The organism is Phormidium sp. CCY1219, assembly GCF_055795085.1.
On the sequence record NZ_JAYFEQ010000360.1, the window covers coordinates 15,600 to 30,457 of the forward strand.

12 protein-coding genes are annotated in these 14,858 nt (G+C 49.7%); 8 read left to right on the forward strand and 4 right to left on the reverse strand.

Features of this window, described 5'->3' with window-relative positions; all coding sequences use genetic code 11:
- The first annotated feature begins 70 nt into the window (after nucleotides 1-70).
- Genes clpS through AC0QH1_RS06945 form a run of 3 tightly spaced genes read left to right on the forward strand, consistent with a single transcriptional unit; the run spans nucleotide 71 to nucleotide 1,573 of the window.
- On the forward strand, nucleotides 71-352 hold the full coding sequence (gene clpS / locus AC0QH1_RS06935) for an ATP-dependent Clp protease adapter ClpS (protein ID WP_324630250.1): 282 nt from the start codon (nucleotides 71-73) through the stop codon (nucleotides 350-352).
- Between the two features lie 18 nt (nucleotides 353-370).
- On the forward strand, nucleotides 371-1,207 hold the full coding sequence (locus AC0QH1_RS06940; protein WP_324630251.1) for a CPBP family intramembrane glutamic endopeptidase: 837 nt from the start codon (nucleotides 371-373) through the stop codon (nucleotides 1,205-1,207).
- A gap of 48 nt (nucleotides 1,208-1,255) precedes the next feature.
- Entirely contained in the window at nucleotides 1,256-1,573 is a 318-nt protein-coding gene (locus AC0QH1_RS06945; RefSeq protein WP_324630252.1) for an S-layer protein, read from the forward strand.
- A 173-nt stretch (nucleotides 1,574-1,746) separates the two neighbouring features.
- Here AC0QH1_RS06945 and AC0QH1_RS06950 read toward each other — a convergent pair whose 3' ends face one another.
- The gene (locus tag AC0QH1_RS06950; protein ID WP_324630253.1) at nucleotides 1,747-3,198 is read right to left on the reverse strand and encodes a RecQ family ATP-dependent DNA helicase; all 1,452 of its coding nucleotides are present in this window, start codon (nucleotides 3,196-3,198) and stop codon (nucleotides 1,747-1,749) included.
- 55 nt (nucleotides 3,199-3,253) lie between these two features.
- Between AC0QH1_RS06950 and AC0QH1_RS06955 the strand changes: the two genes are divergently transcribed.
- The gene (locus AC0QH1_RS06955) at nucleotides 3,254-4,021 is read left to right on the forward strand and encodes a glycerophosphodiester phosphodiesterase (protein WP_324630254.1); all 768 of its coding nucleotides are present in this window, start codon (nucleotides 3,254-3,256) and stop codon (nucleotides 4,019-4,021) included.
- A 93-nt stretch (nucleotides 4,022-4,114) separates the two neighbouring features.
- Here the strand turns inward: AC0QH1_RS06955 and AC0QH1_RS06960 are convergent, their stop codons facing one another.
- Nucleotides 4,115-4,915: a class I SAM-dependent methyltransferase gene (locus AC0QH1_RS06960; RefSeq protein ID WP_324630256.1), complete on the reverse strand. Its 801-nt coding sequence runs from the start codon at nucleotides 4,913-4,915 to the stop codon at nucleotides 4,115-4,117.
- Nucleotides 4,916-5,332: 417 nt separating this feature from the next.
- On the opposite strand from AC0QH1_RS06960, the gene AC0QH1_RS06965 reads away from it, so the two are divergent.
- Entirely contained in the window at nucleotides 5,333-9,034 is a 3,702-nt protein-coding gene (locus AC0QH1_RS06965; protein WP_324630258.1) for a hydantoinase B/oxoprolinase family protein, read from the forward strand.
- A 46-nt stretch (nucleotides 9,035-9,080) separates the two neighbouring features.
- Here AC0QH1_RS06965 and AC0QH1_RS06970 read toward each other — a convergent pair whose 3' ends face one another.
- Nucleotides 9,081-9,911: a DUF5131 family protein gene (locus tag AC0QH1_RS06970; RefSeq protein WP_324630259.1), complete on the reverse strand. Its 831-nt coding sequence runs from the start codon at nucleotides 9,909-9,911 to the stop codon at nucleotides 9,081-9,083.
- 135 nt (nucleotides 9,912-10,046) lie between these two features.
- Here AC0QH1_RS06970 and AC0QH1_RS06975 point away from each other — a divergent pair, with 135 nt between their 5' ends.
- Complete coding sequence (locus tag AC0QH1_RS06975) at nucleotides 10,047-10,289, forward strand: hypothetical protein (RefSeq protein ID WP_324630261.1); 243 nt, start codon at nucleotides 10,047-10,049, stop codon at nucleotides 10,287-10,289.
- A gap of 130 nt (nucleotides 10,290-10,419) precedes the next feature.
- Here the strand turns inward: AC0QH1_RS06975 and AC0QH1_RS06980 are convergent, their stop codons facing one another.
- Nucleotides 10,420-10,602: a hypothetical protein gene (locus AC0QH1_RS06980; protein ID WP_324630262.1), complete on the reverse strand. Its 183-nt coding sequence runs from the start codon at nucleotides 10,600-10,602 to the stop codon at nucleotides 10,420-10,422.
- 76 nt (nucleotides 10,603-10,678) lie between these two features.
- Here AC0QH1_RS06980 and AC0QH1_RS06985 point away from each other — a divergent pair, with 76 nt between their 5' ends.
- Nucleotides 10,679-12,352 carry a tetratricopeptide repeat protein gene (locus AC0QH1_RS06985; protein WP_324630263.1) on the forward strand — a complete coding sequence of 558 codons (1,674 nt, stop codon included), beginning with the start codon at nucleotides 10,679-10,681 and terminating at the stop codon, nucleotides 12,350-12,352.
- 679 nt (nucleotides 12,353-13,031) lie between these two features.
- On the forward strand, nucleotides 13,032-14,738 hold the full coding sequence (locus AC0QH1_RS06990) for a tetratricopeptide repeat protein (RefSeq protein WP_324630264.1): 1,707 nt from the start codon (nucleotides 13,032-13,034) through the stop codon (nucleotides 14,736-14,738).
- Nucleotides 14,739-14,858 lie beyond the last annotated feature (120 nt).

Below are 14,858 nucleotides of genomic sequence, written 5' to 3' on the forward strand. Positions count from 1 at the left end.
TATTTTGAAACCAGAACGTTTCAATGCTTTAAAATCTTCTGAGTACAATTACATAATAAGGAGGAAAACCTTGTCCGTACAGACCGTTGAAAAACGTTCCACTGTTCGCAAAACAGCACCGCGTTATCGCGTGTTGCTGCATAATGATGACTTCAATCCGATGGAATATGTGGTGCAAGTGCTGATGCAAACGGTGTCGAGTCTGACTCAACCCCAAGCGGTCAGCATTATGATGGAAGCCCATACCAACGGAATCGCATTGGTGATTACTTGCGCCCAAGAACATGCCGAGTTCTATTGCGAAACGTTGAAAACCCACGGACTGACGAGTACGATCGAACCGGACGAGTAGCAACAAAGGCGCTGAAGCGTGAAAGATTATTTGAGTCGCGTTGGGAAATATCCCGCGCCCGCGAGATTGGCACTTTTCTTGCTGTTGCTTCTCGCCGTTTGGGGTCCGATTGGTTTACCCCTTTATTGGCTCGTTCCGGACCCAAATTGGGCGGGCATTCTGGCGATGACCGGCTTATATGCCGCGTTTATTTTCCTCGCCCGGTTGTGGGGTCGCTATGTCTACGGGCAACCTCAGATTCTGCGCCTTTATGGGCTAGAATTCTCTCGCAAAAATGGCCAAGACCTCTTCGGAGGACTTGGCCTTGGTTTGTTCGGTTTGCTGAGTTTGTTGACCCTGGAAACTCTGCTGGGATGGTTGGAATGGCAGGTGCCGAATCTGTCCGGTTTGCCCCTGGTGATGGGGGAAGGGTTGCTGGTGGCTTTGGGGGTGGGGTTTGCTGAGGAATTGTTATTTCGCGGCTGGTTGTTAGATGAGTTACAGCGCGATTATTCCCCGGGAGTATCGTTGGGGGCGAATGCTACGATTTTCGCTGTGCTGCATTTTATTAAGCCTTGGGAAGAAATTATTCGCACGTTTCCGGCGTTTCCTGGCTTGGTGTTGTTGGGATTGACCTTGGGTTGGGCGAAGCGATCGCGCGAGGGTCGTCTCGGTAAACCCATTGGCTTTCATGCCGGCTTGGTTTGGGGATATTATATCATTAATGTGGGTCAATTGGTGCAATATTCCGGCGCGGTTCCGGCTTGGATTACCGGGTTGGATAACAATCCGTTGGCGGGGGTGATGGGATTGCTGTTTTTGGGCGCGATCGCCACTGCTATGTATCGCACCAGCCCCCCAGACCTCGCTAAGTGAGAAAACGAACATCCGGCAATTGTATATTATTGAATCGGGAGGATAGAGATGAGAGTTATATTTGCAATAGCCACCAGTTTGATGGCGATCGCGGGATGGGCGATGCCGGTGCGATCGCAAGACAGCGCCCCGGTTTCTGAGTCCGCGCCTCGGGCACAAGCCCCGGTAACGCGCGAGCAAATTGTCCGCGCTTGCGTGCAAGACCGGGTGGAAGTTTTACCCCCACTTTATACTGATGTTCCCCGGAATCATTGGGCCTATTCGTCGGTACAAAAAATCGGCTATTGCGGTCCGTTTCGTTCCGCAACACCACCGGAATTAATAGAAAGATTGATTCGCGAAGGGGATTTGTTGCCGCAGCAATAGCGGGGGATTGAAGCGGGCGATTAAAATCGCGCCAAACCAAACCAAGTCCGCCTACGCGGACTCTTTTTTTTACTCGTTACCAGGGTCAATTGAAGCTTTGGTGCGTGACCCCCGCCTCCAATCAGCGGTGAAATTGCCTCACCGAGTCCCGGGGGTCACGCACCCTACGGTGGTTATCGCTTTTTTCGACAATTATCGCAATGACCGCAACGCATGTTTTTGGCGGCGTCAGAGAAGCCGAATGCTGCTAATAAGAATTGCCAGCGACAGTGGCGGGTAAAGAGAAATTGTGCCATTTGTTTGGTTGCATTTTCGTTCTCCAATGTGGCGGGGAAATTGTGACCGGAAATGATATAATGAAACGGATCTCGCCATTGCAATTGGCCGGTACTGTGGAGCAGAGAAAGGGCGATCGCGCCGTTTTTGTATTTCCGAGTTACTGCGGCGATATTGCCTTGGGGGGGTAGTTTTTTGGCCAGTTGGCGGGCGCGTTGGTATTGCGATCGCTGCTGGGTGGCAAAAAATTCCCGTCGCTGTTTGTCTCCCGGATCGAGGAATCCGGTACATTCGCTAACCAGGGAAAGCGCGATCGCGGGTTTGCCATCGCGACCGGCGCGACCTACTTCTTGGATATATTCCGATAGCAATGCAGGGGTTTGGAAATGCACCACCCACCGCACGTTGGGTTTATTCACCCCCATGCCAAAGGCGCAGGTACAGACCACAAATTGCAGGCGATCGCTCATCCAGGCGCTTTCGATTTCCCGACGTTCTCGGGCACTTAAACCGGCGTGATAGGCGCGATTGGAAAAGCCTTCTTTGCCTAAGCGGGCGGCGAGTTTTTCTGCATCTTTTCGGGTGCGAACGTACACCAACCCGGCTTGCGATCGCTGGGATTTAATCACCTGAATTAACTGTTGCCAACGGTGTTTTGGCGTCCAAGCAATTTTAATTTGTAAATCCAAATTCGGGCGATAGGGATTATTTAAAAATAGTTGCGGTTGTTGCAGTTGCAATACCTTTTTGATTGTCTGTTGGGCGGCGGAATCTGCAGTGGCGGTAAAGGCAGCGATCGCCATTTTCGTTCCCGCCGGTTTCGACTGCAGCAACGCCGGACGCACCGCACCCAAACGCCGATAAGCCGGTCGAAAGGTATCCCCCCATTGTACCAAACAATGGGCTTCGTCCAAAATTAAACCATTTATCGGTAATTCCGGTTGCGATAAGCGTTCCCAAACTGGGGGACTCAGCAGGGTTTCCGGTGACAGATAAAGCAAGCGCAATTGATTTCGTTCGATTGCTGCGAGAGTTTTGCGCCGTTGCTGTTTGTCTTGTTCCCCATGTAACAATGCGGCGGAAAGCTGTCGCTGGTGCAGTTCTTGCACTTGGTTTTCCATCAACGCCACCAACGGCGACACCACGAGAGTAATGCCGGTTTGCAATATGGCGGGCAGTTGAAAGCAAATGGACTTCCCGCCACCAGTGGGTAACACAATCAGGGCGTCTTTCCCTTGCAAAAGGGTTTGCACGATTTCGCCTTGGGGGGGTCGAAAATCCGCATAACCCCAAATTTGCCGAAAGGCTTCGCGAACGTCGTTCCAGGATAAATTTCGATCGCAATTCATGGAAAAAACGGTATCGTTAAGGCAGATGATTGAGTAATTTTACTGGATTAAGATTGTGGAAGTTGAAATTATTGCCCATCGCGGTTTCTCTAGCATAGCACCGGAAAACACCCTGGCGGCATTTTCGGCGGCGATCGAACATCAAGCAGATTCCATTGAGTTTGACGTGCAGTTGAGTGCGGATGGGGTACCGGTGGTGTTCCATGATGCCACCTTAACTCGGATTACGGGTACCCTGGGCAAAGTTAGAAAAAGGACCGTGGCTCAACTGAAGGATCTGGATGCTGGGGTGTGGTTTAGCGATCGCTATCGCGCTGAACCAATCCCTACGTTAAAAGAAGCGCTGATTGCGATCGAATCGCTGAAAAAGTTTCTCTATCTGGAAGTCAAAACTCATCGCGCTTGGTCCGATACTCAAATCGATGAATTAGTGGATTTATTGCTCGAACTGGGATGGGCAAATCGCTGTATTCTGGCTTCGTTTAATCCGTTATTTATCGACCGAGTTCGTCAAAGAGCGGATATGCTCAATTTTGGCTATATCGTTTCTACCCGCAAGGGATATCGCACGCAATTAGTGAAAGCAGCCAATGCCGGCAATACGGTGATAATGAGTGCCTATCCGCTGTTGCTCAAATATCCGGGTTTGATTAAAGCCAGTCAAGAGCGAGGGGTCGATGTGGTAGCTTGGACTGTGGATAAACCCAAGGATTTTCAAAAGTTAGTGGAACTCGGTGTAGTTCGCATCGAAACCAATTGTTTGATCGGCCCTGGAGTGACGAAAAAGCGGCGGTTTTTACTGCGATCGCGATTCATGGATTGACCTGTGGCCTGTGCGGTGCCCTTTTCCTCGATTGAAGTGTATGGTGGACAATGCCTACCCTACCACTCCAGTAGCATGCCCACCATACAACTTCTATTTTACCGCTACTACCGCTAAGTTCCAAGCATAGCGCTTCATTAGCGGAATTTTTTTCAAAATTTTATCGAGGGTTTCCAATGCTAGATATTCCGATTCTAATCGCTCTGACTCGATAATAATCTTTTTCCAATAGCGCTCTTGGTTGGGATGGACTTTTTCAATCAAATAGAAGCGCAAAAATATCCAAAGAGTGGCCAGCCAAAAGGTATCGTAATGGGTTTGTGCAAATAGGGAACTGACAAAGTGGACGATATTAATATCTAGGGGCATTTCTGCTTCGGTTCTGACTTCAGTGGCCATGCGACGATAAACGTTAATAATCGGATTGTGCTTTAACGGATCCCAGAAACAAGCTTTTCCCCCGGGTTTGAGAACCCGGTGCATTTCTTGAATGGCTTGATGGGGGTCGCCGATATGGTGCAGCAGGTTAGCTGCATAGACAAAATCAAAGGTATTGTCGGGAAAATCTATGGCGATCGCATTGGTAATTTTTCCCTCGATTTTGACGTGATTTTTCGCCGCTAGCTGCATCGCTACCTCTACCATCCCTGGGGAATAATCCGCCGCCACGCAATCAGCTCCCCGTTGGGCAAAATAAACGCTATTTTCCCCCGCCCCACAGCCTAAATCTAACAAGCGTTTTCCGGCTACTTCTCCCATTTTATCCAGAATAAATCGATTTTCGGGAGCGGTACAGGCGGTAAAGTAATCGGCAACGCGAATTCCATCAATATCGATAGTTGCTGCCCAAGCGTCGTGAAATTGTCGTTCGTTTTCAAATCGATTGTCTGGCATGATTATTGACTGGAAATTTTCAGAGGGTGTTTCTCGTTCTCCATCGGTTCAGTGGCCCTCCTTTGTCATTCTCGCGTCGGCGAGAATCTAGAAATCAAGGGGGTACTTCACCGAGATGAGAACGGCGATAGTAATAAAATAGCAAAATAAAGTTTTGTCGAGGTTAGAGATAAACGATACTTAATCCTTCTGGGCGGGTTGGTAGCGGGGACAAGCTGTCACCCCTCAAAAGAAATTGCGATAGAATTGGTTGATTTGCCAGGGGTAGATACCGCGACACTTTAACTCGGGAAGGATGGGGAACTAATGCGTGTATAAAGTCATTGCATAAAGTGGTGGGGTTGGCATGGAGAAGGGGGATTGCGTTACATCGCATTTTGTGTTAAACTAAGAAAAAACACGTAACTGGAGAATACCATGAGTAATTCTACTGCTGAGAACCGATGGGAATTCTGGATCGACCGGGGGGGAACGTTTACGGATATCGTCGCCAAACGTCCGGACGGACAGTTGGTGATTCACAAGCTCCTTTCGGAGAACCCGGAACGGTACAACGATGCGCCGGTGCAAGGAATTCGGGAGATTCTCGGCATTTCAGCAGCAGAACCGGTGCCCCCGGAAATGATTTCGGTGGTGAAAATGGGCACCACGGTGGCGACAAATGCCCTGTTAGAACGCAAAGGCGATCGCACGGTTTTAGTGATTACCAAAGGGTTTAAAGATGCCTTGAAAATTGGCTATCAAAACCGTCCCGATATCTTTGCGCGGCAGATTGTTCTACCCGAAATGCTCTACGAAAGGGCGATCGAAGTCGAAGAACGCTACAGCGCCCGAGGACAAGAATTGCAACCGGTCAAGGAACAACCGTTAATTGCCGAGTTGCAAGGGGCATATAATGCGGGAATTCGCAGTTGCGCGATCGCCCTGCTGCATGGGTATCGCTATCCGCAACACGAGCAACAAATTGCCCAAATTGCCCGCGATATCGGGTTTACTCAAGTGTCGGTATCTCACGAAGTTAGTCCGCTGATGAAACTGGTCAGTCGCGGCGATACTACCGCGATCGATGCCTATCTCTCTCCAATTTTGCGGCGCTATATCGATCGCGTCGCCGGTGAGTTGAGCGATCGCGGCGGGGAAACCCCCCAACCCAGCAAAACCGACATCAAAAACCGCCTGATGTTCATGCAGTCCAACGGCGGTTTAACAGATGCCCAACAATTCCAAGGGAAAGATAGTATATTATCCGGGCCGGCGGGCGGCATTGTCGGGGCAGTGCAAACTAGCAAAATGGCCGGGTTTGAGAAAATTATCGGGTTTGACATGGGCGGCACTTCCACCGATGTGGCCCATTATAACGGCGAATACGAACGGGAATTTGAAACCGAAATTGCCGGTGTGCGCCTGCGAACCCCGATGATGTCCATTCACACTGTGGCGGCGGGCGGCGGTTCCATCTTGGTCTTCGACGGGTCGCGCTATCGCGTCGGACCCGAGTCTGCAGGGGCGAATCCCGGTCCGGCATGTTACCGCAAACAAGGGCCGCTCACGGTTACCGATTGTAATGTGATGTTAGGGAAAATTCAATCCAAATTTTTCCCGAAAGTGTTTGGACCGGATGGGAATTTACCCTTAGATGATGCGATCGTGCGGCAGAAATTTGCCGACTTAGCGCAACAGATAAAACGGGATACCGGGGACGATCGCACCCCGGAACAGGTGGCGGCAGGATTTCTGGCGATCGCGGTCGAAAACATGGCCAATGCGATTAAAAAAATCTCCCTCCAGCGGGGCTATGACGTATCCAAATATACCCTCTGCTGCTTTGGCGGTGCAGGGGGTCAGCACGCCTGCCAAATTGCCGATACCTTGGGCATGAAACAGGTGTTTATTCATCCCTTTGCCGGGGTATTGTCCGCCTATGGCATGGGATTGGCCGATATTCGCGCCATTCGCCAACGCAGCGTCGAAGCACCGTTATCCCCGGAAGTCATGCCGCAGGTGCAGCAAGTGGTGGCGCAATTAGCTACAGAAGGAACAGAAGAACTGCAACTTACTAGCAATGGCAAGGAAGAGATTCTTACTTTAGCAAAAGTGCATTTAAAATATCAGGGCACCGATTCGACTTTAGGGGTGGAATTTGCCGAAAATGCCTCAGCAATGAAAGCGGAATTTGAGGCCGCACATCGCCAGCGCTATGGGTTTATTAAAGAGGATAAACCCTTAATTGTCGAGTCGGTTTCTGTGGAAGTGGTGCAGAAAATGGAGACGCCAGAAGAGCCGAAAGTGTCTCGCCAGTCGCCCTCACTGCCTTCTCCAGTGGCGACGGTGGCAATGTACGATCGCGACGCATGGCACGATACTCCCGTGTATCAGCGCCAGGATTTGCAACCGGGCGATCGCATCTGCGGTCCGGCTATTATTATGGAACAAACCGGCACCAATGCAATCGCGATCGGATGGGAAGCAACATTGAGCGATCGCAATCATTTGATTCTCTCAAAACTTGTTGAATCCGGGGAAAATGATGCAGTTACAGAACTGCAAGCAGCAGGGATTGGAGAGCGTAATTCCACATCGAAACCAGACCCGGTGATGCTGGAAATTTTCAATAATTTATTCATGGCGATCGCCGAACAAATGGGCATTACCTTGCAAAATACCGCCTCTTCTGTTAATATTAAAGAACGGCTCGATTTCTCCTGCGCTATCTTCGATCGCCAAGGGCAACTTGTGGCCAATGCCCCCCATATTCCCGTGCATTTAGGCTCGATGAGCGAAAGCGTGCAAGCCTTAATTGCAGACAAAGGCGATCGCTTTCAACCCGGGGATGTTTTTGTCTCCAATAATCCCTACAATGGCGGCACTCATTTGCCCGATGTAACGGTGATTACCCCGGTGTTTGAAGAAAAAGGCAGTATTCTGTTTTATGTCGCCTCTCGCGGACATCATGCCGATATCGGCGGAATTACCCCCGGTTCCATGCCTCCCAACAGTACCAGCGTGGAAGAAGAAGGGGTTTTGTTGGATAATTTCCAACTGGTTCGCGCCGGAAAATTCCGCGAAGTCGAATTATTAGACTTGCTGAAATCCGGAAAATATCCGGTGCGAAATTCCGCCCAAAATATCGCCGATTTACAAGCGCAAATTGCCGCCAACGAACGGGGGGTGCAGGAACTGCGAAAAATGGTGGAAAATTTTGGCTTGGAAACCGTACAAGCTTATATGGTATTCGTGCAGGATAATGCAGAAGAATCCGTGCGGCGCGTGATTGAAGTGTTGAAAGATGGCGAATTTCGCTATCAAATGGATGGCGGCGGAGAAATTGTCGTCAGCATTCGCATCGATAACCATAATCGCCGCGCTCAAATCGATTTTAGCGGCACTTCTCCCCAACAATCGAGTAATTTTAACGCCCCGGAAGCAGTGTGTAAAGCGGCGGTATTGTACGTGTTTCGCACTTTAGTGGACGATAAAATTCCGTTGAATGCCGGCTGTTTGAAACCATTGGATATTATCGTTCCGGAAGGATGTATGCTCAACCCGCGCTATCCGGCGGCGGTGGTTGCGGGCAATGTGGAAACTTCCCAAGCGGTGGTGGATTCTTTATATGGTGCGTTAGGGGCGATCGCCGCCTCCCAGGGTACGATGAATAACTTTACCTTTGGTAGCGATCGCTATCAATATTACGAAACCATTTGCGGCGGTTCTGGCGCAGGCCCAAACTTCGATGGTACCGATGCGGTACATACTCACATGACCAATTCCCGCCTCACCGATCCAGAGGTGCTAGAATGGCGCTTCCCGGTGTTATTAGAAGACTTTTCTATCCGTCAAAATAGCGGCGGAAAGGGGAAGCATCATGGCGGTAATGGGGTTATCCGTCGCCTTCGCTTCCTCGAACCCATGACAGCCGGAATTTTATCCAATCATCGGCGGATTTCTCCCTTTGGGTTGAATGGCGGTGAAAATGGTGCCTTGGGTAACAATTATGTAGAACGCAGCGATGGTACCATAGAGCAATTAAGCAGCACCGATACGGTGCAGATGAATCCGGGGGATGTATTTGCGATCGAAACACCGGGCGGCGGCGGTTACGGTTCGCCAACCCAGGCGTAATTGAATCGTTAATTCACTCAAGTAAGGGGGGCATTGCTCCTGACAGTTAGATCCTCATGTGGAAGCAACTCGGCAATGCCCACCCTACTCCCTTTTCCACCGAAGGAGCAATAGTAGATTGCTTTCGTTGATGGGAAGAATTTACCCGGAAATTGCCCCATTCCTGACGGTGAGTTTCCCACGCTTGGGGCATTTCATCCCAGATTTCTCCGTCTAGCAATCTCCCGCCGGCTTTTGGGGTTCTTCCACCCACTTGCTTGAAGAAAAATGCCACCCCCTCCGCTTGACAGCGATCGCGAATATTCTGCGCCCATTCTAATTTCATCGGGCGGTATTTCGGTCCGGATTCACCACCGACGATTACCCAGTGAATGTCGGTTAAATTCAGGGACAATGGTCCTAACAGCGGTTCGCAGGAAAGGAAGCGCACCGTGGCGGGAACTTGGCGCAAATAATCGATGCGGTGAACGTAGTTTTGATTCTCTACCGATACGCCCATCCATACATTTTTTGGCCAGTCTAATTTAGGCGATAGTTCCACCAATCGCTCGTGTCTTTTGGTCAATATTTGATAGATATGCCAGGGAGTTTCGCGCATTACATCAAATACATTTTGCAGGAATGAAAGGGGAATTTCTTCGTGAAACAAATCACTCATGGAGTTGACAAAAATTCGACTGGGTTTGCGCCAGCGCTTGGGGTCGGTTAAGCGTTCTGGATGCAGGGTTAAGTCAAATCCATTGGGAAAATTCGTATGAAACCGTTTGGTGAGAGCTTCTGCATAGCAATGGGTACAGCCCGGACTAATTTTTTGGCAGCCCGTAGTTGGGTTCCAGGTTCTATCTGTCCATTCGATGCCGGTTTTAGTGCTTGCCATAATTTTTTTTGAACAGGACAACAGCCGTTTGATTGTTTTAGAATTAGCGCGATCGCTACTCTTCTATTCTATCGGATTTTGAATTAAAAATCAACTTTTTTAAATTTTTTTACGATTTGAAGTTTCTCCGATCGCGTGAAAAATTTACAGCAAATTAGATACGGTAGCGGAGCGCATTTCTTGCTTGCCGAGGGCGATCGCAGCGATTTTCCCCTGGGGGTGGATTTTTGGCACATGTTGTGGTATAATATTGTTTTTGCCGTGAGGCGAAAGCCCTTGCGACTCCCCACCCCGGATGAATTGGCGGGAGCGATCGCCACGGATTGCACCGCTCCATCGAAGGGCGATCGATACATCCAGACTCCGAGGTGGCTCTAACTTACAATTTTTGGGATTTTTGGTAATCAGAATCGGGAGGCTAATTTTCTGGCGTGGGAGTTCAGTTTACTGATTAATTTTATCAAAGAAAAAAAGAGTTTAATTCCCTAATTTTACCGATAGAATATTTTTAACTCAGAGAATAAAATAAATCCGGGAGGCGCATGGAGATTGCCAAGCAAGGAACGGCGCGATCGCGGAGCAAACCCGCCACTCCCAGACCCCGGGGGATTTTATTCCCCGGCGACCCTGTTGTAATCGGGAAAAAACGCCCCGCCCGAGGAGAAAAATAGTCTGAGTGGGGGTTTGCCATAGCTTTCGCGGGGTCGGTATAATGAAGCGCACAAGGCTAATTACGGTTTATTACTCCCCAATCGGGTTATGAGGCAATGAATAATTCTGATAAAGTATCTACTAACTGGTTAGACTGGGCGATTCAGCGATACGCCCTGGCACTCAGCGCCCTAGAGGATGCTGCGCCAAATCCATCCTTAGAGCAAGTTCTAGAGGTTCTGAAAGCGCGCGATGCCGTCAAAACTGCTCGCGGTGACGATACCCATGCATCGGGCGAAAGTTTGGCGAAACTGATCGAATTAGATAACCGCTTAAAAAAACAGGGAAAAACCATCGCCGCCCACAACAGACTCGCCAACTGTCGGCAAAGTTTAGAAGCGCCAAAAGCGGCGTGGTGGTGGTTTCTCGACGCTCCACCTTCATCTCATCAGTCGCAACCAAAGTGGGCCAGGTTTAACTGGTTCTGGAATACCCTGACGGTGGCTTGTCTGGTAGGGGCCACCGCCTTCACTGTGGAAACGGGCAAGATTTTTTCGCGCAACGGATTCGATTTATGGCAAACCCTGACTACCCTTTCTCAGGGGACGGCGTTAGCGCTGGTGGCGGGGGGAACCCTGACGCAGAAAGGACAAAACGCGGTCAAAAATACCCTTTCTAGCGTGAAGATTAGCCCTCATTTACATGCAGAAACCACCTTGGTTGCCTCTGCGGCTCTGTTGGGGCTTTCTTACGGCATTTACATTTATCTGCCCGAGGCGGGGGAGTGGTATTACCAACAAGCTACCCTCGATTACAATCGCGGTGAATTATTAAAGGCGAAAGAAAAATATGAAGAGGCGATGCATTTGGCTCCGGAACAGCCAAAAACTCACGTGGCGCTCGGACAAATTTACGAAACCCTCGGACAACTGGATGCGGCTGAATCTCAGTATGAAATTGGCTTGCTGAAAAACGACCCGTTTTCCTATTATGGGTTGGGTAGAGTGACCCTAGAACGTGCAGAAAATCGCGAAAGTCCGAAAAAAGCAGCCGGGTATTTTCGCCGCGCGTTGCAAAAAGAGAATTTGCCGGAAAGTTTGCAAGCGCAACTCTATACCAATCTGGGAATTGCCCAGTTGCGACAAGTGGATAATGCCACCTCCAAAGAGCAGATTCAAAATTTGCTTGGCAACGCGAGAGACAATTTTCTTTCGGCGATCGCCCTGGAACAAAATATCCCGGATACCACGCCGGGTTGGGGTATCGCTCACTGCTATCTTGACAGTTTACCCGCACCGGAAAACCCCACGGAACCGACTATCAACCACGAACGATGGTGTCAAAGTGCCCAACCGCAAACCTTGGGAGATTTTGCGGCTTTAGCTGCGATCGGAAAAGATACATTGCAGCGCAGAATTAATGAAAGTCCGGCACTGACGCCTAACCCCAGTGTGGTGCTGCAAGGCAATCAAGAATTCGCTAGCGAGGAGGATTTTTATCCGCCGGAAACGATTACCGAACCGGGCAAATTGGAGGATTTGAAACTGCTGCTTTTCGCTCAAATTGATGATGCTTGGCGCACCTTACCCACGTTTGAGGACAATTTAGTTTATCAAGTGACGGTGAATGAAGAAGGCACGATTGTTTCTTATGAAGCGAGCGATCGCCTTGCTGAAGATTTCGTCCAGGAAACGCCGCTTCCCACTTTGCCCACAGCTGAGGAAAACCAGGGCGCAACTGCCCAATTCGAGGTGGTGTTTACCCCAGAGGGACAATTAGAGGTGCGTTAATCGATCGTCGATCGCGCTGATGGGAGAATATCTTCCGCAAAGGTACTCTGGAACCGAGGGTTTCTCGATTCGATGAGTGCCTGATTTTATGCCGGAATACTCGTTGTGGTTTACCTCCGGTTCTCTCATCAGCGCGATCGCTAGTATGTACCCCTGGGAATCTAACGAAAAGCTTTCCCTTATTTGTCCCTATCTCACGGTTGGTTGTTGCCCTCAGAGTCGAGGGGTTCTCAGATCGCTCCCCACCCTGTGTTAACTTTTGCTTTCCCAAGGAGGTGAAGAAAACAATACAGAATTAGCCAATTGTTTGTGATTAAACGGACAGCGTATTCTCAGCATTTGAGAGAATCCCTTGCTTTTCAACCATCGCCCCTTAACAGATTGCATCGATTGGCTATCCCCATTTTTTTAGACCCCCTCAACTCTGTGAATCGAATCTTTACAAAAATTATCCGTTGAGGTATTGACAGGGAAATATCAAGTGGATTACTATTATATTAGTTCATTTTGAGTGGCGATCGCCCTATCGACGATAGCGGGAAGCAACCGCAACCCAAGAGTTCCACACAAAATCGGACAAAAGGCTAGAACCAAGAAAAAAATAGAAAAATAACCTGTGGCAAAAACGAGAGCCAGAGGCAGAATAACAGAAAGTAAAAAGCCAAAGGGGTGTAAACGAATGACGATTTCACAGAGCCAAGTGCGGTCGGAATTGCAAGGAGCAGTCGGTCGGTATGCGGAAGCGCTGCATGAGATTCAAGAAGCCATTCCGAATATTTCAACCCAACAAGTTCTTAAACTACTTTTGGCGCGCGATCGCGTAGCCGAAGCCCTATCGGAAAAAACGAAAACCTCGGAAGAAATCCTCGACAAAATTACCGAGTTGGATCGGATTTTTCTAGACAACAGTGGTGCGATCGCTGCATCGGGGAAAATGCAGGAGTGGCGAACCAGCTTCGACCCACCGCCTTCCGCATGGTGGTGGGCGATCGAACCATCGAAGGAAACTGATAAATGGGACCGCTTTGATTGGGTGTGGGATGCCTTGAGTGCCGGCGCATTAGTGTTGTCGGGTAGCTTTATGGTCACTACATTCCAGGCATTTTCCCAAGACGGATTGGGCGTGGGAGAGGCATTTGGAGCCATTGCCCAAGCGGCGGGATTGGCGGTGGTGAGTCGCGGCGCATTGACCTCAGACGGACAACAAAAGGTCAAAGCCGGTCTCTCGAAAATCAATATTCCCGAGCGCTTCCATAGCGAAGCCACCTTTGGTTTTTCAGCATTGCTTTTATTAGCTTCCTACGGAGTTTATGATTCCGTACCGGACATCGGTCAGTTTTACTATCGCCAAGGGCAAAAGCTTTATGAAGCCGGGGATTTGACCGCAGCCAAAAAAAAGTATTTACAGGCGGAAAACCTCGACCCAGAGAAGCCGGAAATTAAAATCGCCCTGGGCGAAATCTACGAATCCCTGGATGAAGAAGACAAGGCGTTAGAACACTATAAAGCGGCAATGGAATATGGCTATGGCCACGGGTTCAACAATGCCGGTCGGGTCTATTTGAGTAAAGGAACTACAGGTCCGGATAATTCCAATACCCGCTATGCTGAAACCTTACTGCGACTGGGATTGCAGCGAATCTCAGCCGATCGATATCCCAATTTGGCATACCAACTCCGGCGAAACCTCGGCTGGGCGCTATTGCAACAAGAAAAATACGCCCAAGCTGAACCGGAACTCAAACAAGCGATCGCGCTGAATAAAACTCTTGATGAAGACGAAGTGGGCGGCGGAATGTCCTACTGTTTCTTGGGGCAACTGTACGAAATTCAGGGCAAGAACCAACTGGCACTAGAAAACTGGATAAACTGCATCGATTTCGCTAATCCGGAAACCATCGAGGAGTACGATTGGTTTATCGAGGTGGGGAAAGAAGAAATCGCCAACGTGGTGGATACCAGTTCCGTGGTGGTGGATCTCAACGGACCGACGTCGAAAACTACAGTGGAACAAGCCAAACAAATGCTGGTGGCAAAGTTTGCCGAAAGTCAGTCCGAATCAGCGGCTGAACCGAGTGCGCCACCTGCAATTACCGATCCGGCGCAGCTACAAGCACTCCGGGCGAAGCTGTTCGATCGCCTCGATCGCACCTGGCAAACCTATCCCACCTTCTCGCAAACCGTAGGATACCGGGTCAACGTGAACTCAGACGGTGCGATCGTCTCTTTTGAGGCGATGAATCAATTGGCGAAGGATTACGCCTCGGAAATTCCCCTCTCCACCTTGGTGGAACCCACGGAGACTGAAGAGCCTCTGGCGCAATTCTGGGCCACATTCACGCCCACCGGCATCCTGAATGTGAGTTTGGAGCAGCCAGAATTGTAAGCAATTCCCGGTTTGCATGGCTCACTAAATGCCTCATTCCTTCACGTCAGGGACTCCGTAGAAACCAACCCCATGTCTAAAGCCAGGGGCTTGTACTTCTAACCACCTGACCAGCCTAAA

Excerpts from the sequence above, each read along its gene's own strand:
- AC0QH1_RS06990 (WP_324630264.1), top strand. The coding sequence starts at position 13,032 with ATGACGATTTCACAGAGCCAAGTGCGGTCGGAATTGCAAGGAGCAGTC.
- AC0QH1_RS06985 (WP_324630263.1), top strand. The coding sequence starts at position 10,679 with ATGAATAATTCTGATAAAGTATCTACTAACTGGTTAGACTGGGCGATT.
- AC0QH1_RS06945 (WP_324630252.1), top strand. The coding sequence starts at position 1,256 with ATGAGAGTTATATTTGCAATAGCCACCAGTTTGATGGCGATCGCGGGA.
- AC0QH1_RS06965 (WP_324630258.1), top strand. The coding sequence starts at position 5,333 with ATGAGTAATTCTACTGCTGAGAACCGATGGGAATTCTGGATCGACCGG.
- AC0QH1_RS06950 (WP_324630253.1), bottom strand. The coding sequence starts at position 3,198 with ATGAATTGCGATCGAAATTTATCCTGGAACGACGTTCGCGAAGCCTTT.
- AC0QH1_RS06960 (WP_324630256.1), bottom strand. The coding sequence starts at position 4,915 with ATGCCAGACAATCGATTTGAAAACGAACGACAATTTCACGACGCTTGG.
- AC0QH1_RS06970 (WP_324630259.1), bottom strand. The coding sequence starts at position 9,911 with ATGGCAAGCACTAAAACCGGCATCGAATGGACAGATAGAACCTGGAAC.
- AC0QH1_RS06980 (WP_324630262.1), bottom strand. The coding sequence starts at position 10,602 with ATGGCAAACCCCCACTCAGACTATTTTTCTCCTCGGGCGGGGCGTTTT.